Origin of the sequence: Arthrobacter yangruifuii (assembly GCF_009192775.1) — a bacterium.
Classification (GTDB): Bacteria; Actinomycetota; Actinomycetes; order Actinomycetales; family Micrococcaceae; genus Arthrobacter_B; species Arthrobacter_B yangruifuii.
The window spans coordinates 473054-490601 of sequence record NZ_VTFX01000005.1; the positions used below are offsets into that span (position 1 = coordinate 473054).

General features: G+C 68.8%; 13 protein-coding genes. 7 read left to right on the forward strand and 6 right to left on the reverse strand.

Annotation, left to right across the window (positions count from 1 at the left end; genetic code table 11):
- Positions 1–28: 28 nt before the first annotated feature.
- Positions 29–1510, reverse strand: a complete 1482-nt coding sequence (locus GD627_RS13105) for a dolichyl-phosphate-mannose--protein mannosyltransferase (RefSeq protein ID WP_246165533.1) — start codon at positions 1508–1510, stop codon at positions 29–31.
- A gap of 259 nt (positions 1511–1769) precedes the next feature.
- On the opposite strand from GD627_RS13105, the gene rsmI reads away from it, so the two are divergent.
- Both rsmI and GD627_RS13115 read left to right on the forward strand, forming a co-directional pair.
- Positions 1770–2594 carry a 16S rRNA (cytidine(1402)-2'-O)-methyltransferase gene (rsmI, locus tag GD627_RS13110; RefSeq protein WP_425481929.1) on the forward strand — a complete coding sequence of 275 codons (825 nt, stop codon included), beginning with the start codon at positions 1770–1772 and terminating at the stop codon, positions 2592–2594.
- Positions 2595–2765: 171 nt separating this feature from the next.
- Positions 2766–4247, forward strand: coding sequence for an NAD-dependent succinate-semialdehyde dehydrogenase (locus GD627_RS13115; protein ID WP_152272863.1), 1482 nt, complete (start codon positions 2766–2768; stop codon positions 4245–4247).
- 72 nt (positions 4248–4319) lie between these two features.
- Here the strand turns inward: GD627_RS13115 and GD627_RS13120 are convergent, their stop codons facing one another.
- The 3 genes from GD627_RS13120 to GD627_RS13130 are packed head-to-tail and all read right to left on the reverse strand — an operon-like array spanning position 4320 to position 9142.
- On the reverse strand, positions 4320–6698 hold the full coding sequence (locus tag GD627_RS13120) for a transglutaminase TgpA family protein (protein WP_194266051.1): 2379 nt from the start codon (positions 6696–6698) through the stop codon (positions 4320–4322).
- Positions 6695–8080, reverse strand: a complete 1386-nt coding sequence (locus GD627_RS13125; protein WP_152272865.1) for a DUF58 domain-containing protein — start codon at positions 8078–8080, stop codon at positions 6695–6697. Before GD627_RS13125 ends, GD627_RS13120 begins: the two co-directional genes overlap by 4 nt.
- A complete protein-coding gene (locus GD627_RS13130) occupies positions 8081–9142 on the reverse strand; it encodes an AAA family ATPase (RefSeq protein WP_152272866.1) in 1062 nt (353 codons plus the stop codon).
- Positions 9143–9264: 122 nt separating this feature from the next.
- Here GD627_RS13130 and GD627_RS13135 point away from each other — a divergent pair, with 122 nt between their 5' ends.
- Positions 9265–10200 (forward strand): TatD family hydrolase, encoded by a 936-nt coding sequence (locus GD627_RS13135; protein WP_146363608.1) that lies wholly within the window; start codon positions 9265–9267, stop codon positions 10198–10200.
- 343 nt (positions 10201–10543) lie between these two features.
- On the forward strand, positions 10544–11728 hold the full coding sequence (locus GD627_RS16960) for a resuscitation-promoting factor (protein ID WP_281350000.1): 1185 nt from the start codon (positions 10544–10546) through the stop codon (positions 11726–11728).
- Positions 11729–11824: 96 nt separating this feature from the next.
- Here the strand turns inward: GD627_RS16960 and GD627_RS13145 are convergent, their stop codons facing one another.
- A complete protein-coding gene (locus GD627_RS13145) occupies positions 11825–12982 on the reverse strand; it encodes a hypothetical protein (RefSeq protein ID WP_152272867.1) in 1158 nt (385 codons plus the stop codon).
- Between the two features lie 298 nt (positions 12983–13280).
- On the opposite strand from GD627_RS13145, the gene rsmA reads away from it, so the two are divergent.
- Genes rsmA through GD627_RS13160 form a run of 3 tightly spaced genes read left to right on the forward strand, consistent with a single transcriptional unit; the run spans position 13281 to position 17049 of the window.
- Positions 13281–14165, forward strand: a complete 885-nt coding sequence (gene rsmA / locus GD627_RS13150; RefSeq protein ID WP_146363604.1) for a 16S rRNA (adenine(1518)-N(6)/adenine(1519)-N(6))-dimethyltransferase RsmA — start codon at positions 13281–13283, stop codon at positions 14163–14165.
- 19 nt (positions 14166–14184) lie between these two features.
- Entirely contained in the window at positions 14185–15147 is a 963-nt protein-coding gene (locus GD627_RS13155) for a 4-(cytidine 5'-diphospho)-2-C-methyl-D-erythritol kinase (RefSeq protein WP_152272868.1), read from the forward strand.
- A 6-nt stretch (positions 15148–15153) separates the two neighbouring features.
- A complete protein-coding gene (locus GD627_RS13160) occupies positions 15154–17049 on the forward strand; it encodes an ABC-F family ATP-binding cassette domain-containing protein (RefSeq protein WP_152272869.1) in 1896 nt (631 codons plus the stop codon).
- A 34-nt stretch (positions 17050–17083) separates the two neighbouring features.
- Here GD627_RS13160 and GD627_RS17050 read toward each other — a convergent pair whose 3' ends face one another.
- Positions 17084–17548 carry an NUDIX hydrolase gene (locus tag GD627_RS17050; RefSeq protein WP_210250511.1) on the reverse strand — a complete coding sequence of 155 codons (465 nt, stop codon included), beginning with the start codon at positions 17546–17548 and terminating at the stop codon, positions 17084–17086.

Here is a 17548-nt window from a genome sequence, read left to right on the forward strand (position 1 = left end):
CTGTGCCGTGGGCACATGGGTAATGAGACTAAATCCAGCTGGGCATCCACATACGCAGCCGCCAGTCAGAATACGGGATGGTTTCCGCCGTCCAGACCGGCAGGAAAAATGCCGAGAGGGCCAGGACCCCGGCGGCGAAGCAGCAAACCACGACAATTCCGGTCCGCCGCCGCTGCGGGCTGTCCCCTGGGCGGCCCAGGACCAGCCCGAGAACGTAGACCAGCGCGAGCACGAGGAACGGTTCGAAGGACACCGAATAGAAGAAGAACGTGGTCCGTTCAGGATAGGCGAACCAGGGCAGGTATCCGGCAGCCACTCCGGACAGCACGGCACCGGCACGCCAGTCACGCCGGCCCGCCCAGTAGAAGAGCACCACCAACAGCGCGAGGGCCGCCGCCCACCAGATGAGCGGGTTGCCCACCGAGGTAATTGCCGTCGAGCAGCTGTCAGCGGCACAGCCGCCCTCGCCGTTTTCCGCGCTCTCGTAGAAAAACGAGGTGGGCCGGCCCATGAACAGCCAGGTCCAGGCGGAAGCCGAGTAACTGTGCTCCGACGAGAGCCCGTTATGGAACGCGTATGCGCTGCGGTGGTATTCGGCGAGGGAACGCAGCGGGGCCGGCAGCCAGCTCCACCCTTCCTCCGGGTTCTGCGCCGCCCACTGCCGGTTGTACGCATCATCGGAGAGCAGCCAGCCGCTCCAACTGGCCGTGTAGGTAATCAGCGCAGCCGGGATGAGGGTCAGGAACGCCGGAATGCCGTCGCGGAGCAGGGCGGCCTCCCACTGCACGACGCCGGCCACGCGCCTGGCGCTGACGTCCCACAGGACCGTCATCAGGCCGAAGACGGCGACGAAGGCCAGCGCGGACCATTTGGTGCCCACGGCCAGGCCGAGGCAGACACCCGCTGCCAGCCGCCACGGACGCCACAGCAGCCATGGTCCGTACACCAGCGGCCCGCTGCCCGCAGAGATCCGGCCGCCGGAATCGGTGGCACGGGCCAGTGCCCGTGCCAGCCGAAGCCTGCCGTCCCTGCGGTCCAGCAGCAGGGCGCCGAACGCGGCGACAATCCAAAACGTGAGGAAGACATCCAGCAGGGAGGTGCGGGAATGGACCAGATGGTGCCCGTCCACGGCCAGGAACAGGCCGGCGAGGCCGCCCAGGGGAGCCGAGGAGAACAGCCGGGCGGCAATGAGCCCCAGCAGCAGGATCGTGACGGTGCCGGTCAGTGCCGCGCCGAAGCGCCAGCCGAAGGAATTGTCCGAGCCGAAGAGTGCCATGCCCAAGGCGATCATCCACTTGCCCACGGGGGGATGCACCACATACTCGGGCTCATTGAGCAGCACCTGGGGCTGGCCGGCAGTAAAGGACTCGTTGGCGTCCTCGGGCCAGGCCCGTTCATACCCGGACTGCAGCAGGGAATAGGCGTCCTTGACGTAGTAGGTCTCGTCAAAAATCAGGGACCCGGGCTCGCCCAGCCGGGTGAAACGCAGCACCCCGCCCAGCACCGCCATCACCAGCGGCAGGATCCATCCCGCCGCTCCCAGCGGAACCAGGGCACTGCCCAGCAGGCGCTCCCGCAGCGCTTCGAAGGTGAAAGCATGCTGGGGGGACTCGACCGGGGCCGGTGCCTCGCGGCGCGTCGTCGAGGAACCGGAGAGACTCACGCGCACCACTCTATAGCCTGTCGCGTAGGGTTGAAGGGTGGACTCGAGCAAGCTAACCAGCACTAAGACAGGCACTCCAACCAACGACGCCGCGGGGCCGGGACAGATTGTCCTGGCGGCAACACCCATCGGCAACATGGGGGACGCGACCAACCGGCTGATCGGACTGCTGGAAAGCGCCGACATCATTGCCGCGGAGGACACCCGGCGGCTGCACCGGCTGGTCACCGCCCTGGGCATCACCACGCGGGGCCGGATCATCAGCTACCACGAACACAATGAGGCCTCCCGCACGGCGGATCTGCTGGAAATGGTCCGCGGCGGCGCCACCCTCCTGATGGTCACCGACGCCGGCATGCCGGCGGTGTCCGATCCCGGTTTCCGCCTGGTGGAGGCCGCAGCCGCCGAAGGCCTGACGGTCACTGCGGCGCCCGGACCGTCCGCGGTGCTGACCGCACTGGCCCTCTCCGGGCTGCCGACGGACCGGTTCTGCTTTGAGGGGTTCCTGCCCCGCAAATCCGGGGAGCGCAGCACCCGGCTGGCGCAGCTGGCCGGCGAGCAGCGGACCATGGTGTTCTTCGAAGCCCCGCACCGCCTCGAACCCATGCTGCGGGCCCTCGATGAGGCCTTCGGCAGCGGCCGGCGCGCCGCCGTCGCCCGCGAGCTCACCAAGCTGCATGAACAGGTGCTGCGGGGATCCCTGCGCGAACTGCTGGAATGGGCCGAAGCCGGGGACGTCCGCGGAGAGATTGCCGTAGTGGTTGAAGGCGCGCCGGATGCCGCCCCGGAACAGGCCGCAGACCACGTGGGCGCCGTCAACTCGCTGCTGGAGCAGGGCATCCGGCTCAAGGACGCCGTCGCCGCCGTGGCCGAGGACGCCCGGATCAGCAAGCGCGAACTGTATTCAGCGGTGCTGGAAGCGCGCAGCTGACGTTTTCCGTCCCGGCAGGATTCCGGGCCGGGGCTGGGCAGATGCACAGTGTTTTCCGCCGGCGGCAGTGCAGGACCGCATTTACAGGGACTGCCCCCGGAGCCTACGGTGAAGGGGAAACCGCGGGTATCACGCCCGTGCTGGATCCGCTGAATTCTGGAGGCATTTTCCATGGGTATTTCCGCAGACCGTGAAGCCGAACTTCTGGCACAGGTCCCCACCGGGCTGTTGATTGACGGCCAGTGGCGGGACGCCGCCGGCGGCCGCACGTTCGACGTCGAGGATCCCGCCACCGGAAAAACCCTGCTCAGCATCGCGGATGCCTCTGCCGGGGACGGCGCGCTCGCCATGGACGCGGCCGCCGCTGCCCAGGCCGGCTGGGCGCGGACGGCGCCGCGGGAACGCGGGGAAATCCTGCGCCGGGCCTTTGAACTGGTCACGGAACGCGCCGAGGACTTTGCCCTGCTGATGACCCTGGAAATGGGCAAGCCGCTGGCCGAGGCACGCGGCGAGGTGACATACGGTGCGGAGTTCCTGCGCTGGTTCTCCGAGGAAGCGGTCCGCATTTCCGGCCGTTACAGCACCGCTCCGGACGGCAAGTCCCGCCTGCTGGTGAACCGGAAACCGGTGGGACCATGCCTGCTGATCACCCCCTGGAACTTCCCGCTGGCGATGGCAACGCGCAAGATCGCTCCTGCCGTGGCGGCCGGCTGCACCATGGTGCTCAAGCCCGCCAAGCTCACCCCTCTGACATCCCAGCTGTTCGCCGCCGTCATGATGGAAGCCGGACTGCCCGCCGGTGTGCTCAACGTGGTGTCCACCACCGCGGCCGGCGACGTCACCGGCCCCATCCTGAAGGACTCCCGTCTCCGGAAGGTGTCCTTCACCGGATCCACCCCGGTGGGACAGAGCCTGATCCGCGACGCGGCCGAGAACGTCCTGCGCACCTCCATGGAGCTTGGCGGCAACGCGCCCTTCATCGTGTTCGAGGACGCTGACCTGGACAAAGCCGTGGACGGTGCCATGGCCGCGAAGCTGCGGAACATGGGCGAGGCCTGCACCGCAGCCAACCGGTTCATCGTCCAGGACACCGTGGCCGACGAGTTCGCCGAGAAATTCGCCGCCCGCGTCGGCGCCATGACCACCGGACGCGGCACGGAAGAGGACACCAAGATTGGCCCGCTGATTGACGGCAAGTCACGGGACAAGGTGCACGCCCTCGTCAGCGAAGCGCTCGACGGCGGCGCGGTCGCCCTGGTGGGCGGGGAACCCGAGGACGGCCCCGGCTACTTCTACCGGCCGACGGTCCTGACGAACGTTCCCGCGGACGCACGGATCCTGAAGGAGGAAATCTTCGGGCCCGTGGCACCGATCGTGACCTTCTCCGGCGAAGACGAAGCCGTGGCGCTGGCCAACAACACCGAGTACGGCCTGGTCTCCTATGTCTTCACCAGGGACCTCAACCGCGGACTGCGGATCGGGGAAAAGCTGGAAACCGGCATGCTGGGGCTGAATGCCGGCGTGGTCTCTAATGCCGCCGCTCCGTTCGGCGGCGTTAAGCAGTCCGGGCTGGGCCGCGAGGGCGGCGCCGAAGGCATCGACGAATACCTGTACACGCAGTACATCGGCATCGCGGACCCGTACGCGGGCTAGGCGGGCGGTGCCAAGGAACCCGGTGATGCTGCAGCGTCACCGGGTTCCTCCGTACCTCGGGCACGGACGGGGTCAGTCGTGCCGGAAACGCATGGCGAGCGAGGGTGGAAGGAACCGGGCATGGATCCGGCCAAGAAGTCCCGTGCCGCGGCGCAGATCCTCCTGCACGGTTTCCAGGTCAGCCCACGAAGAGGCCGCCCCGCTGCCGGGCCCGACGCCGCCGACCCCGCCACCGCCGGACCCGCTGCCGACCCCGGCGTAGGCTTCCACCTCGAAGGAGTTCCGGATACGCGTCAGGGCTTCCTCCGCGCCCGGAGAGAGCCCGGCCTCCTGGATCAGCCGGCCGGCATAGCTCCTGGGGGTGTCGGAGGTCCGGCCGGGATAGCCGTAATCGATCCCCAGGTCCGCCAGCTCGTCCCAGACCGGGCCGGCCCTGCCGTCGGCGGCCGCATGCCGCCGCCGCACAGCCCGTCTCCGGCGCATTGCCCACGGCGTCATGACGGCGCCCGCTGCAGCCAGCACTGCCAGCAGCGCCCCCAGCCACGCGGTTTCGGGCGTATCGCTCGGTTCCAGCACGGTTTCCGGTTCCAGCGGTGGTTCCTGCGGGACCGCCGGTGCGGTTACCGGTGGACCGGGAATACGCGGATCGTCATCGTCACGGATAGGCGTCTCGGCAGGTGCTGCCGTTTGTTGCCGGGCATACTCCGGCACCGATCCCCGGGACGGAGTCGGCTCGAAGCGGATCCATCCGGCCCCTTCGAAATACAATTCCGGCCACGCATGGGCGTCGGTGGAGTCAACCTCATATTCGCGCAGCGGCTCACCGTTGGGGCCGGTGCCCTCCGTTGTCCGGCCGGTGCGCTGGCCGGGAGCGTATCCAAGCGCCATCCGGCTGGGAATGCCCTCCTCCCGGGCCATCACCGCCATGGCCGCGGCGAAATGCACGCAGTAACCGGCCTTTCGCTCCAGGAACTCGGACAGGACCGACATGCCGTTCCCGTCATAACCACCCTGCACCGGTGCCTCCAGCGAGTAGGAAAACGCCGGTCCGCGAAGATAGCTCTGAATCGCCATGGCCTTGTCATACGGGCTGGAAACACCCTTCACTGCCTCTGCGGCAGCGTCGCGGATGTTCCCCGGAAGGTCGTCGGGCAGCTCCGTGAAAACAGCGTCGACGCTGTTGGGGGCAGCCTGCGGGAGTCCTGCCAGCTGTTCGGGAGTCAGCTGGGGGGACACACTCTGAACCTGGTAGTCCTGCTTCACGTCCCCGCCGGCGTCGTTACTGAGCACGGTCATGGTCTTCGGGTCCCAGGACCAGTTTCCATCGGCGCCGGTCACTCCGACCGGATAGTAGGGAGCCAATAGCCAGGGACTTGAGTAGGTCCGGGAGCTGATCCGCGTCACCACCGGTGTGCCCTGGCCCCGCCCGGAGGCGGAGGGATCCTGCGGCATGGTGGAGATGCCCTCCCGCCGTTCGTCTGCCCGTGTGTCCGGAGCCCACCGGCTGCCGGAGAAATCCTCCAGGGTGGTGGACCGCAGATACACGGGTTCTGTAGACGAGGTTGCATAGGTTATCCGTCCCGCGGACCCGGGCTGACGCAGGTCATTCCCCAGACTGACCACGGGATTCAGCCCGGTGCCACCCGAGAGGAAGCTGAACCTGGCGCCCTCCGGGAAGGCTCCGCCGGTGAAGCCCGGCAGGACCGACGGCAGCAGTACCGCCAGCACCAGGGAAGGTGCACACACCGCTGCGGCGCGTGCCAGCCAGGGCCCGGAAACCCGTGCGCCGGGACCCTGCTGTTCCCGGCGGGCACCGACGGCAAGCAGCACCAGATACCCGGCAGCGGCGAGCAGGAAATACCCCGTGCCCAGACTCTCGGGTTTGAGCACCGCCGGGATCATGAGGACGGCAAACAGCCCGAGCCCCGCCGTTGCCGGCATCCGCAGGGTCGCCGCGAGGGTGTCCGTCAGGACGGCCACCAGCCCGATCCCGGCGCAGCACAGGAACAGGATGCCCGGCAGCGGCTGCACGGGAGTGACTTCCGTGAGGACCACGGCGTGTGCCTCGGACAACAGCGCTTCGGCCCGGGCAACGGTGCCCGGGCCGGGCAGGAACCCCAGGATTGATGATGATGCGGCGAACAACCAGGCGAGAGTGCAGATCAGGACCGCCGTGCCCACCACCGGCACCAGCGGCTGCGGCAGCCCGAGCCGCCGTGCCCCGGCCGTGGCTGCCAGCGGAACGAGAACGGCGAACAGCAGCCGCGGCAGCCAGGACCAGCCTTCGATGACTCCGTGGACGCTGAGTGAACACAGCAGTACGGCCAGGGCACTGGCCGCGCCTACCGCAACGTTGGCCGCCCCGCGGCGTCCGCCGGAGGCCGGCTCGGGTTGCTGTGCGCTTCGGGACGGCCCTGACCTGGTTCCGGGGCGCGTGAGGAGGGCGCTCATACCGGCTCCCCGCCGGAGTGGACGGCCTGCCGGTCCCCGTCCAGGAGCGACCACGCAGCCGGTACCGGCAGGGCCGGGGGAACGGCGGCGGCAATCCATCCGGCCTCCCGCAGGATCCCCAGTACCGGGCGCAGCGCAGACGGCCGGTCCGTGACCAGGAGAATCAGCGGCTGGCGGGCATACCGGGAGGCCGGGGCCAGGACGAGGGCTTCCCCGGGGGTCATCCGGCCCGCGATCACCAGCAGTGGTCCCGGTGCCTGGCCGGAGCCGTCCAGTGCAGCGAAGGGCACGGCGGCGTCGGGCGGGCTCCCGGCCGACGGCGGCGGGGAGGGTTCCAGCCCCAGGGCGGCCAACCCTTCAGCGAGGTTCTGCACCCCGTCCGCGCCGCGGAAAGCGGTCTCGGCGCCGTCCAGCGCGGAGGGGGAACGTGCCAGCCCGGGCCGTGACAGTTCATCGGTGAACCGCACGCTGTAACCGGCTTCCGCGAAGAACACGGCACAGGAGATAACCGCCGAAACAGCCCATTCAAACGCTTCCGAGGTCAGGAGGTCACCGTTGCCCGGGGTGCCCGCCGCTCCGTCGGCATAGGAGGACAGCCGCTGGTCCAGCAGGATGGAAGCGGTGGGCGCCGTCACCGGTTCCTCCTGCCGCACCATCAGTTCACCGTGCCTGGCCGTTGCGGCCCAGTGCACGCGGCGCATGGGATCTCCGTGCCGGTATCCCCGGGTGGAGGCATCGTCTTCGCTGGGTGTTCCGCGCCGCCTGCTCGCTGCGGTGCCGTCGGCGCCCAGAGATCCGAACAATGATGTCGGCGGAAGTTCAAGCGGCGCCGGAGCCACGGCCAGGCTGTCGGTTCCGCCGAGCGTGTGCACCATCCTGGCCAGCCCCAGGGGATCCATGACATCGGCGGTCACCGGGCCGATGCCGTAGAGCCCGCGCCGGCTCGAGCGCAGGCGGTACTCATAGTTGCTGCGGCTGTTTCCCGCCGCGTGGACGGAGGGAAACCGGAACACCGGACTCGGTCCGAAGCGGAACGGAAGCCCCTCGCGCATCACCGCTCCGGACACCGGGGCGCCCCGGCTTTGCACCCGCAGTACCACCGTAGCCGCGGTCCCCGTCTCCACCAGCGGAGGCGTAAAGGTCCGTTCCACGTCAAAGCCGGGTTTGACCAGGCGCAGGAGCGCAGCGGCCAGGACCGGCAGCCCGATCAACAGGACCGCGAGGGCCAGTAGGTCCCGGCGTCCCAGTGCCGCCGCGCCCAGCAGCGATGCCGCGCCGGCACACAGCAGGCCCCAGCCGCGGAGAGTGAAAAACCTCGTGAAGGAGGCGGCTTCCATGGTGGCCTTTCGCTTGGGCGGTGCGGCGGAGACGGTGGGCGGCACTCAGCGGCGCAGGCGCTCCGGCGCCGCTGTGCGGGGGACCGCCACGGAGGCAATCACGGACGCAATGACGGCTGAGGCGTTGATCCCGGTTCCGGCAGCCTTGCGCTGCAGCAGGAGACGGTGGGCGAGGACGGAATCCGCCAGCCGCGCAATGTCGTCGGGCAGCACAAAATCCCTGCCCTGCAGCGCCGCGTAGGCCTTGGCCGCCCGCAGCAGCTGCAGCAGCGCCCGCGGACTGGCGCCCAGACGGAGATCGGGATGTTCCCGGGTGGCCCGGCCCAGGGCGACCGTGTACTCCTTGACGGCGGCGGAAACGTAAATGTCCCGCACCCTGGCGATCATCGCCGACGCCTCGCGGATTCCCACCACGGGGGTAATGCTGTCCAGCGGCGAGCCGGCCTGGTGGTGGTCCAGCATGTCCACTTCCGACCTGGCGTCGGGGTAGCCCAGGGAGAGTTTGGCCATGAACCTGTCCCGCTGGGCTTCCGGCAGGGGATAGGTCCCCTCCATCTCGATGGGGTTCTGCGTGGCCACCACCATAAAGGGCGCCGAGAGCCGGTGCGTGCCGCCGTCGACCGTCACCTGGTGTTCCTCCATGCACTCCAGCAGGGCGGACTGGGTTTTGGCCGAGGCCCGGTTGATCTCATCGGCAATCACCACGTTCGCAAAGACCGGACCCTGGCGGAATTCGAACCGGTGGCTGTCCTGGTTGTAGATGGACACCCCGGTGACGTCCGAGGGCAGCAGATCGGGGGTGAACTGGATGCGGCTGACAGCGCAGTCAATGGACCGGGCGAGGGTCTTGGCCAGAAGCGTCTTGCCGACGCCGGGAACATCCTCCAGCAGCACATGCCCCTCGGCCAGCAGAACCGTCAGCACCAGCCGGGCGGCGTCTTCCTTGCCGTCTATGACCGAGTTGATAGCGGCGAGGATGCCGTCCGCTGCAGCGGCGAAGGATTCTGCGTCGATGGCCGCGGAAGGGGAGGAGAACGTGGGGGCGGATGGCCGGGACGGCAAACCCTTGAGGGACGCTGCAGCGCCAGACGGTATCGGAGCGTCCATGGACACCTTCCATGCTCGGCGGTTGCCGCTGCGGCACGTGGATGCCCACGGTCCTGCGCAGCCGGGTCCGGCCGACGGCGGTTTGTCTCCCTCAGGCTACTAGCTCACCTAGGCTTAAGAACATGACTAATCGAAGTGGATTTCTTCCGGGAAGCACACCGGCGGCCTACCAGCTGCCCGCCGAAGACGCCGCAACCGCCCGGCACAAGGGCAAAGGCTATCCGCCGGCACCCGAGCCGCTGCCGGTGCCGGTCATGGATAACCACACGCATTTCGACTTCCCGGCAGCCGCCGGCACCGGGGATTTCACGGTTGCGCTCGCCGCCGCGTTGGATGCGGCAGAGGCCGCGGGGGTCTCCGGTGCCGTCCAGGTAGGCACCGATCTGGAGTCCTCGAGGTTCACCGCAGCCGCCGTCGACGCCGATCCCCGCCTGCTCGGCGCGGTGGCCATCCACCCCAACGACGCCCCCGTGCTTGCCGGGGCGGGGACGCTGGAACCCGCACTCGAAGAGATCGAAGCGCTCGCCGCCCATCCGCGCATCCGGGCGATCGGGGAAACCGGGCTGGATTACTTCCGGACCGGGGAAGACGGCCGGGAGCAGCAGCATTATTCGTTCCGCCGGCACATTGACATTGCCAAGCGACTGGGACTGGCACTGCAGATCCACGACCGTGACGCCCACGACGACGTCGTTCGCCTCCTGCAGGAGGAGGGTGCTCCGGACACGGTGGTCTTCCACTGCTTCTCCGGGGACCGGGGGCTGGCACGCATCTGCAACGAAAACGGCTGGTACATGTCCTTCTCCGGAACGGTGACCTTCAAGAATTCCGCAAATCTGCACGAGGCACTCGAGGTTGCGGACCGCCGGCTGCTCCTGGTCGAAACGGACGCACCTTTCCTTACACCCCACCCGCACCGCGGGCGTCCGAATGCCAGCTACATGGTGCCCTATACGGTGCGTTCCATGGCCGAGCGGCTGGGTGCGGATCTGTCCGAGCTGGGGACGGACCTCGCTGCCAACACCGTGCGTGCCTACGGATCCTGGGCCGACGCGTAGGCCCGTGCACACGGCCGCGGAAGGCGGTTCCGGGGGACATACGCCCAAGTAGCCGCGGAAGACGTGTTTGCCAGCACATCACGTTTCGGTTACGGTAGGGAACAATTAGCCGGGGTCGGGGAAGGCAGCCGGACTATCTCTTTGTTTTTGCGGGTCCCGTGCCGTTCAGCGGTACGGACCCGAAGACCTGTGCGCACAGCGGGAAGCCGCTGCGCGTACAGGTTCCGTTCCGCCAAGCCTGTGCCTGGCCGCGTTCTGCGCACACCGCCCTGAGGTGGTGTGCGCTGGAAGCGCAGGGCGCTTCAAGTCCCCGTGCCCGGATTCTTTGACCGTTTGGAATCTCGTGGCAAGTTCACTCGCAAAGCGTGGGTTAAAGATCGTCGGCCAGGCAGCCGTGTTGGTTTGTCTCCTGCTGGGAATGGTGGCCTTCGTGGGCGCCAGCAAATCGGTGGTGCTGGTTGTTGACGGCGAAAGCCGGACAGTGCAGACCTTCGACGGCACCGTGGCCGATGTCCTGGAAAAGGCGGACGTCTCCGTCACCTCCGCGGACCGGGTGACGCCGGAACCGGCCGCCGCCGTGGAGGACGGCACCACCATCGACGTCCAGCGGGCGCTTGCAGTGGATGTCATGGTGGACGGCAAGGGGACCACGGTCCACACCACCGGCGAGACCGTCGAGGACCTGGTCGAGGAACTCCGGGTTTCCACAGCCTCCGCCGTTTCCGCCCCGCTGGACACCTCCCTTGAGGGGCTGGACGGCAGCATTTTCATCTCCACCCCCAAAACGGTGTTCGTGACCGTGGACGGCAAAACCCACGAGCGCAGCACCACCGCCGGGACCGTCCGGGACCTGCTCAAGGAGTCAGGCGTGAAACTGGGTACGGCGGACCAGGTGTCGGCCCCTCGCAGTGCCGCCCTGGTGGACGGCATGGGCCTGAAGGTCACGCGCGTTGCGGCCGGCGTTGAGGAAACAGTTACGGAGCCGGTGCCCTTCTCGAGCACCGAGGTGCCGGATGCCAACCTTCCCGAGGGCGAAACGAAGGTGACCACCGCCGGAGTGAACGGTGAACGGTCACGGGTCTTCTCGGTCACCGTAGTGGACGGCAAGGAGATCAGCCGGACCCTCGTCAAGGAAAGCGTTGTCCGGGAACCGGTGGCGGAAACCGTGGCCAAGGGCACCAGGAAACCCGTGGAAGCCAAGCCCGCCGCCCCGGCGGCCGGTGCTGCCGCACCGCCCGCTGCCGCCCGGCCGGCTCCCGCCGCAGGCGGCGCAGCACCCGCCTCCGGCACCTGGGCCGCCCTGGCACAGTGTGAATCCGGTGGAAACTGGCACATCAACAACGGCAACGGCTACTACGGCGGCCTGCAGTTCAGCTCCGGCAGCTGGCTCGGCGCCGGTGGCGGTGCCTACGCGCCGGTGGCCAGTGAGGCCACTCCCGAACAGCAGATCGCCGTGGCTGAGAAGCTGCGCGCCAACGGCGGATGGGGCCACTGGCCGTCCTGCGCCGCGAAGCTCGGCCTGCTCTAGGCGGACCGCTTCCCCACGGAACATCTTTCCCCGGTGCCTGTTCCCGCCGACACCTGCTCCGGCCGGCTCCCTTCCCAGGGGCCGGCCGGACCCGGTTCAGCAGGAAGCGAGGTCCTGGGCCAGGGCGGCGGCATGCGCGGCCCTGTCTCCGGCGCCCGCCGAGCGGAAGGACCGTTCACTGTCTGCCAGGTAGGCGGAACCGGCGTCGGCCTGCCCGGCTCGTGCCAGGGCCAGGCCGAGGTGCAGGGCCAGTTCAGCCGAGTCCTGGGGCGAAAGTTCATCCCGGCGGATGTACACGTCGGATAGCAGTCCCACCGCCCGGGCATGGTCACCGTTCAGGTCCAGCAGCAGACCCCGGCTGTGGGCCAGCTCCAGCTCCTCGGGACCGGACAGCCCCACCACTGACATTGCCGCCTCCGCGTGTTCGATGCAGGCCAGGGTCTCGTCGTCGTGAATGCCTGCGGCGAGGCGGACGGCGGCCGTCGCGTTGTTGAACCGGGCCCACAACTCGACATCGAACTCCGGCCGAAGCAGGTTTCCTGCAGCGCGGTGGTGCAGCAGCCCGGTGCGCTTGTCACCGCGGCGGAACGCCACATTGCCCACGGCCCAAAGCGCCTTGCCCTTTGTCTGGGAGCTGAGATCCGTCTCCAGGACCGGCAGCACCAGGGTGCAGCAGTAAGCCCAGGCCGCTTCGACCTGCCCCGCCTCGGCCAGCGCGGTCACCAGCGTCTCGCAGGTATCCATGAAAGCCGCCACCCCGGCCTCGGATCCCTGCACCAGGTCCACTGCCCTGCGGGCGTGGTCAACTGCGGCGCCTAGTTCTCCGATGCCCTGGTAGGCGGTGGCGAGCAGGGTTTCCGCCTGCGCCGCCCGGTCCCGGCGCTCCGACGCCAGCCCGTGACGGGCCAGGCCGGACGCGGTCCTGATGCTGTCCCGGTAGGCGTGGATGGTGCAGAAGCAGCGGGCGGCGAGGTAGGTGAGGTTCCACCAAGCGTCGGAATCCCCCTCCGCCAACGCAGCTTCCGCCGCTGCCTGCGCCATCAGGCACGCCGTACTGTAGTCCCGCTCGTCCACCGCCTGCCGGGCGGAAAGTTCAAGGAAGAGGGCGCCCTCATCCGCCCCGCCCGTCCCGGCCGCCGCCAGCCGGTCCGAGAGCAGCCGGACTATGCCCGGAGCGGGTTCCCTCCGCCCGTTTTCCAGCAGTGAAATGTCCCGCAGCCGAAAGAGTCCGGAGCCCAGCTGGGTTTGGGTCATGTTCCTCTGCTGCCGCTCCGACCGCAGTTTTTCACCGAATAATCTGCCCATTATGGATACCGCCGATCCTGGGGTGTGCACTCTGTCGCCGGTGTGCCGGCAATGCGCCTGATGCTACCGGCGGGTGTCCGGGGTCGGCAGAGCATTCGGTACTAACGGCCGGCAATACGGTGAACTCCTTACTTGCTTTCCGCCCGGTCCGGGGCGGCGGGAAAACGGGACCGCGGGCCGTTCCGGAACCGTCCGCAGCCAAACCGCCGGCTCCGGCGGATCCGCTCGGCTCGGCTAGTATTACTGGGTGAGAGAATCCGAGCCTGCCCCCCGAACACCCGTCCCCGCGCTCCTTGGCGCCTCGGATATCCGGGCGCTGGCGGAAGAACTCGGAGTCCGCCCCACCAAGACGCTTGGCCAGAACTTCGTGATTGACGGAAACACCATCCGCAGGATTGTGGCTGCCGCCGATCTGGCTCCCGGGGAAACGGTGCTGGAAGTGGGGCCGGGCCTGGGATCGCTCACTCTCGGTCTCCTCGACGCCGCCGAGTCAGTGGTGGCCGTGGAAATCGATCCCGTTCTCGCCGGCAAACTGCCCTCAACCGTGGCCGAACGGCGGCCCGGCGCGGCCGGCCGCCTCCACGTTGTCCTCGGCGACGGCATGCGGATCACCGAGCTGCCCGCCGAGCCCACGGCCCTGGTGGCGAACCTGCCGTACAACGTTGCGGTCCCCGTAGTGCTGCACCTGCTGGAGCACTTTCCGTCCCTGCAGCACGGCCTTGTGATGGTGCAGGACGAAGTCGCAGACCGGATGGCTGCCAAACCGGGATCAAAGACCTACGGGGTGCCGTCGGTGAAGGCCGCCTGGTACGCACAGATGCGCAAAGCCGGCGTGATCGGCATGAACGTGTTCTGGCCGGCGCCCAAGATCGCCTCCGGGCTGGTGGGGTTTGTCCGGCACGAACCGCCGCAGACCCGCGCCACCCGCGAAGAAGTGTTTGCCGTTATTGACGCGGCCTTTGCCCAGCGCCGCAAGACGCTGCGCGCCGCTCTTGCCGGTTGGGCAGGCAGTCCTGCCGAGGCGGAGAAGGCGCTGCGGGCCGCGGGCGTGGACCCCAGCGCCCGGGGCGAGGTTCTGGATATCACCGCGTTTGCCCGGATAGCCGAAGCCCGGAAGCCGCTCATTGCCTGAGGATAAAGGAATCCCGGAAATGCCCGCGCCGCGCTCTGTCAGTGTCCGGACCCCCGGCAAGATCAACGTCTCGCTTCGGGTAGGTCCGCTCCGCCCGGACGGATACCACGGCGTGGCCAGCGTCTATCTGGCGGTGTCCCTCTTCGAAGAGATCACCGCCACCGCGCTGGCGGCGGATGAAATCCGCCTGACGCTCAGCGATCCGGATCATCGGCTCCCCGACGCAGGCATACCCCTGGACGGGGACAATCTTGCCGCCCGCGCCGCCCGCGCCGTCGCCTCCCGGGCCGGCCTGCCGCACGCCGGCGTCCACCTGCACATCATTAAACGCGTGCCCGTGGCCGGTGGAATGGGCGGCGGATCCGCAGACGCCGCGGCGGCGCTGGTCGCGTGCAACGAACTGTGGAACGCAGGGTTGACGCGGGATGAGCTCGCGGAGCTGGCGGCCGGACTGGGCGCCGACGTACCGTTTGCCCTGCTCGGCGGGGCAGCCGCCGGGCTCGGGGTAGGGGACCGGCTCACCCCGGTACCGGCTCCCGGCCGGCTGCACTGGGTCCTGGTACCGGCGTCCTACGGACTCTCCACCCCGCAGGTCTATGCCGCCGTGGACCGCCTCCGGGCCGGCACCGGCGTGGTGGAACCCACCGAGGCGGACTCCGCGGTCCTCACCGCCCTGGCCCGCGGGAACACTGCCGGCCTCGCAGGCGTTCTAGTCAATGACCTGCAGCCGGCAGCACTGGAGCTTGCCCCCGAACTGGGCGCTGTGCTGAATGCAGGGGTTCGGCTCGGCGCCCTGGCCGGGATGGTCTCCGGCTCCGGACCGACACTGGCCTTCCTGGCAGCCGATGAGCCCGCCGCGTCCGCCCTGGCCCGGGCCCTGCGCGCCGAAGGGCACGATGCCCTGGCCGTCTACGGGCCGGCCGAGGGCGCCGTCGTGCTTCCGGCCGCCGACACTTCCGCACCCGCGACGTACAGAAAGTAGTACCGATTGGCACACCTGCTTGGTGCTGAGAACCTCAGCATTTCCTTTGGCACGCGCACCATCCTCGATGGTGTTTCCCTTGGCCTTGAGGAAGGCGACCGGATTGGCATGGTCGGCCGCAACGGCGACGGCAAATCCACCCTGATGAGCCTCCTGGCCGAACGGCAGACCCCCGACGACGGCCGGGTCACCCGCCGCCGTGATGTCACGGTGGGCTACCTGGACCAGACGGACGTGCTGGACGGGGACCTGACCGTGGGTCAGGCCATTGTCGGTGACGCCGCCGACTACGAATGGGCGTCCAACGCACGGATCCGCGACGTCATGAGCGGCCTCATCCAGGAAGTGGACTGGAACGCGCAGGTCTCCTCGCTCTCCGGCGGGCAGAAGCGCCGCGTGGCGCTGGCCAAGCTGCTCACCGGCGACGATGACGTGATCATGCTCGATGAGCCCACCAACCACCTCGACGTCGAAGGCGTGGCCTGGCTGGCCCGGCACCTGAAGCAGCGTTGGCGTCCCACGGACGGCGGCCTGCTGGTGGTCACCCACGACCGCTGGTTCCTGGATGAAATCTGCACGCGGACCTGGGAAGTCCACGACGCCGTCGTTGATCCGTTCGACGGCGGGTACGCCGCCTACGTCCTCGCCCGTGCCGAGCGGGACCGGATGGCGAACGTGGTGGAAAGCAAGCGCCAGCAGCTGGTCAAGAAGGAGCTGGCCTGGCTGCGCCGCGGTGCTCCGGCCCGCACCGCGAAGCCGAAGTTCCGCATCGAGGCCGCGAACAACCTCATCGCGGACGTTCCCGAACCGCGCGACACGCTGTCCCTGAACAAGATGGCCACCGCGCGCCTGGGCAAGGACGTGCTGGACCTGGAGAACGTGTCCCTGACGCTGGGGAATACGGATTTGTTCCGGAACATCACCCTGCGGCTGGCGCCGGGGGAGCGGCTGGGCCTGGTGGGCGTCAACGGCGCCGGCAAGACCACCCTGCTGCGCCTGCTCAACGGCGAGATCGAGCCCACCTCCGGCCGGCTGAAGCGCGGCAAGACGGTCCAGACCGCGGTCCTGACCCAGGAGGTCAAGGAACTGGACGAGGTGGCGGACCAGCGTGTCATCGAGGTCATCGAAAACGAGAAGCGGGTCTTCAACGTGGGCGGCCGCGAGCTGTCCGCCGGCCAGCTCGTGGAACAGCTGGGCTTCAGCGCCCAGCGCCAGTGGACACCGGTGCGGGAACTCTCCGGCGGGGAACGCCGGCGGCTGCAGCTGCTGCGCCTGCTGGTGGGCGAACCCAACGTCCTGATGCTCGACGAACCCACCAATGACCTGGACACCGACACCCTGGCGGCGGTTGAGGATGTCCTGGACGGTTGGCCCGGAACCCTGGTGGTGGTTTCGCACGACCGCTACCTGCTCGAGCGTGTCACCGACCACCAGATTGCCCTGCTCGGCGACGGGAAGATCCGCGGCCTGCCCGGCGGTGTGGACCAGTACCTGGAACTGCGGGCGTCCGCCCTGGCGGCCAACTCGTCCGCGTCCACGGCAGCCCGGGGTTCCTCCCAGGCGGCCCGTGCGGCTGCCGCGGGTGCGTCCCGCCCCGGCGGTCATGCGGCAGCCGCCGAGCCCTCGGGCGGCGGCGGAACGACGACGGCGCTGGCCGGCTCCGGCGCTTCGGAAGCTGAGAAGCGGGCGGCGAAGAAGGACCTCACCAGGATCGAGCGCCAGCTGAGCAAGCTGACCGCGCAGGCGGAGAAGATCAATGCGCAGATGAGCGACGCGACGCAGAAATCAGGCGGTGCGGACTTTGAGTTGATCGGTGAGCTCAACGCCAAGCTGCAGGCTGTTGCCGCCGAGCAGGAGGAACTGGAAATGCAGTGGCTGGAGGCCTCCGAAATCCTCGAGTAGGCCCCGGCTCCCGCCGCGGCACCACCCGGTTCGCCTAGCCCAGCAGCCGGGGCAGGATGTGCTCGCTCAGCAGCGGTGAGAGGTCCGTGCGTTCGGCGGCCGCAGCGGGTGCGGCCCACAGCAGTTCCTCGATTTCGGCCGCGGCCTCGGGCTGCGGGCTCCCGGCGGGCAGGGTCCAGGCGAACAGGCCGGCGTCGATGAAGGTGTTGTCCTCGTTCGCGGCCGGGCCGTACCAGCGGCCCAGATCCTCCAGCTCCGCGGCGGCAACGGTCAGCCCCAGCTCCTCGCCGACTTCGCGTGCCGCGGCCTCGGCGAAGCTCTCGCCGGGCTCAAGCTTTCCGCCGGGCTGCATAAAGCGGGAGGTGCCGCGCTTGCGGACAAGCAGGATCCGGCCGGCATCGTCCCGGACCAGGACGGCCGAAAGGCGGAGGACCGCGGGACCGTCCCCGCCGTCGCCGTCGCCGTCCGGGGATACCGCGGCGAAGCCCGGAGCCGGCAT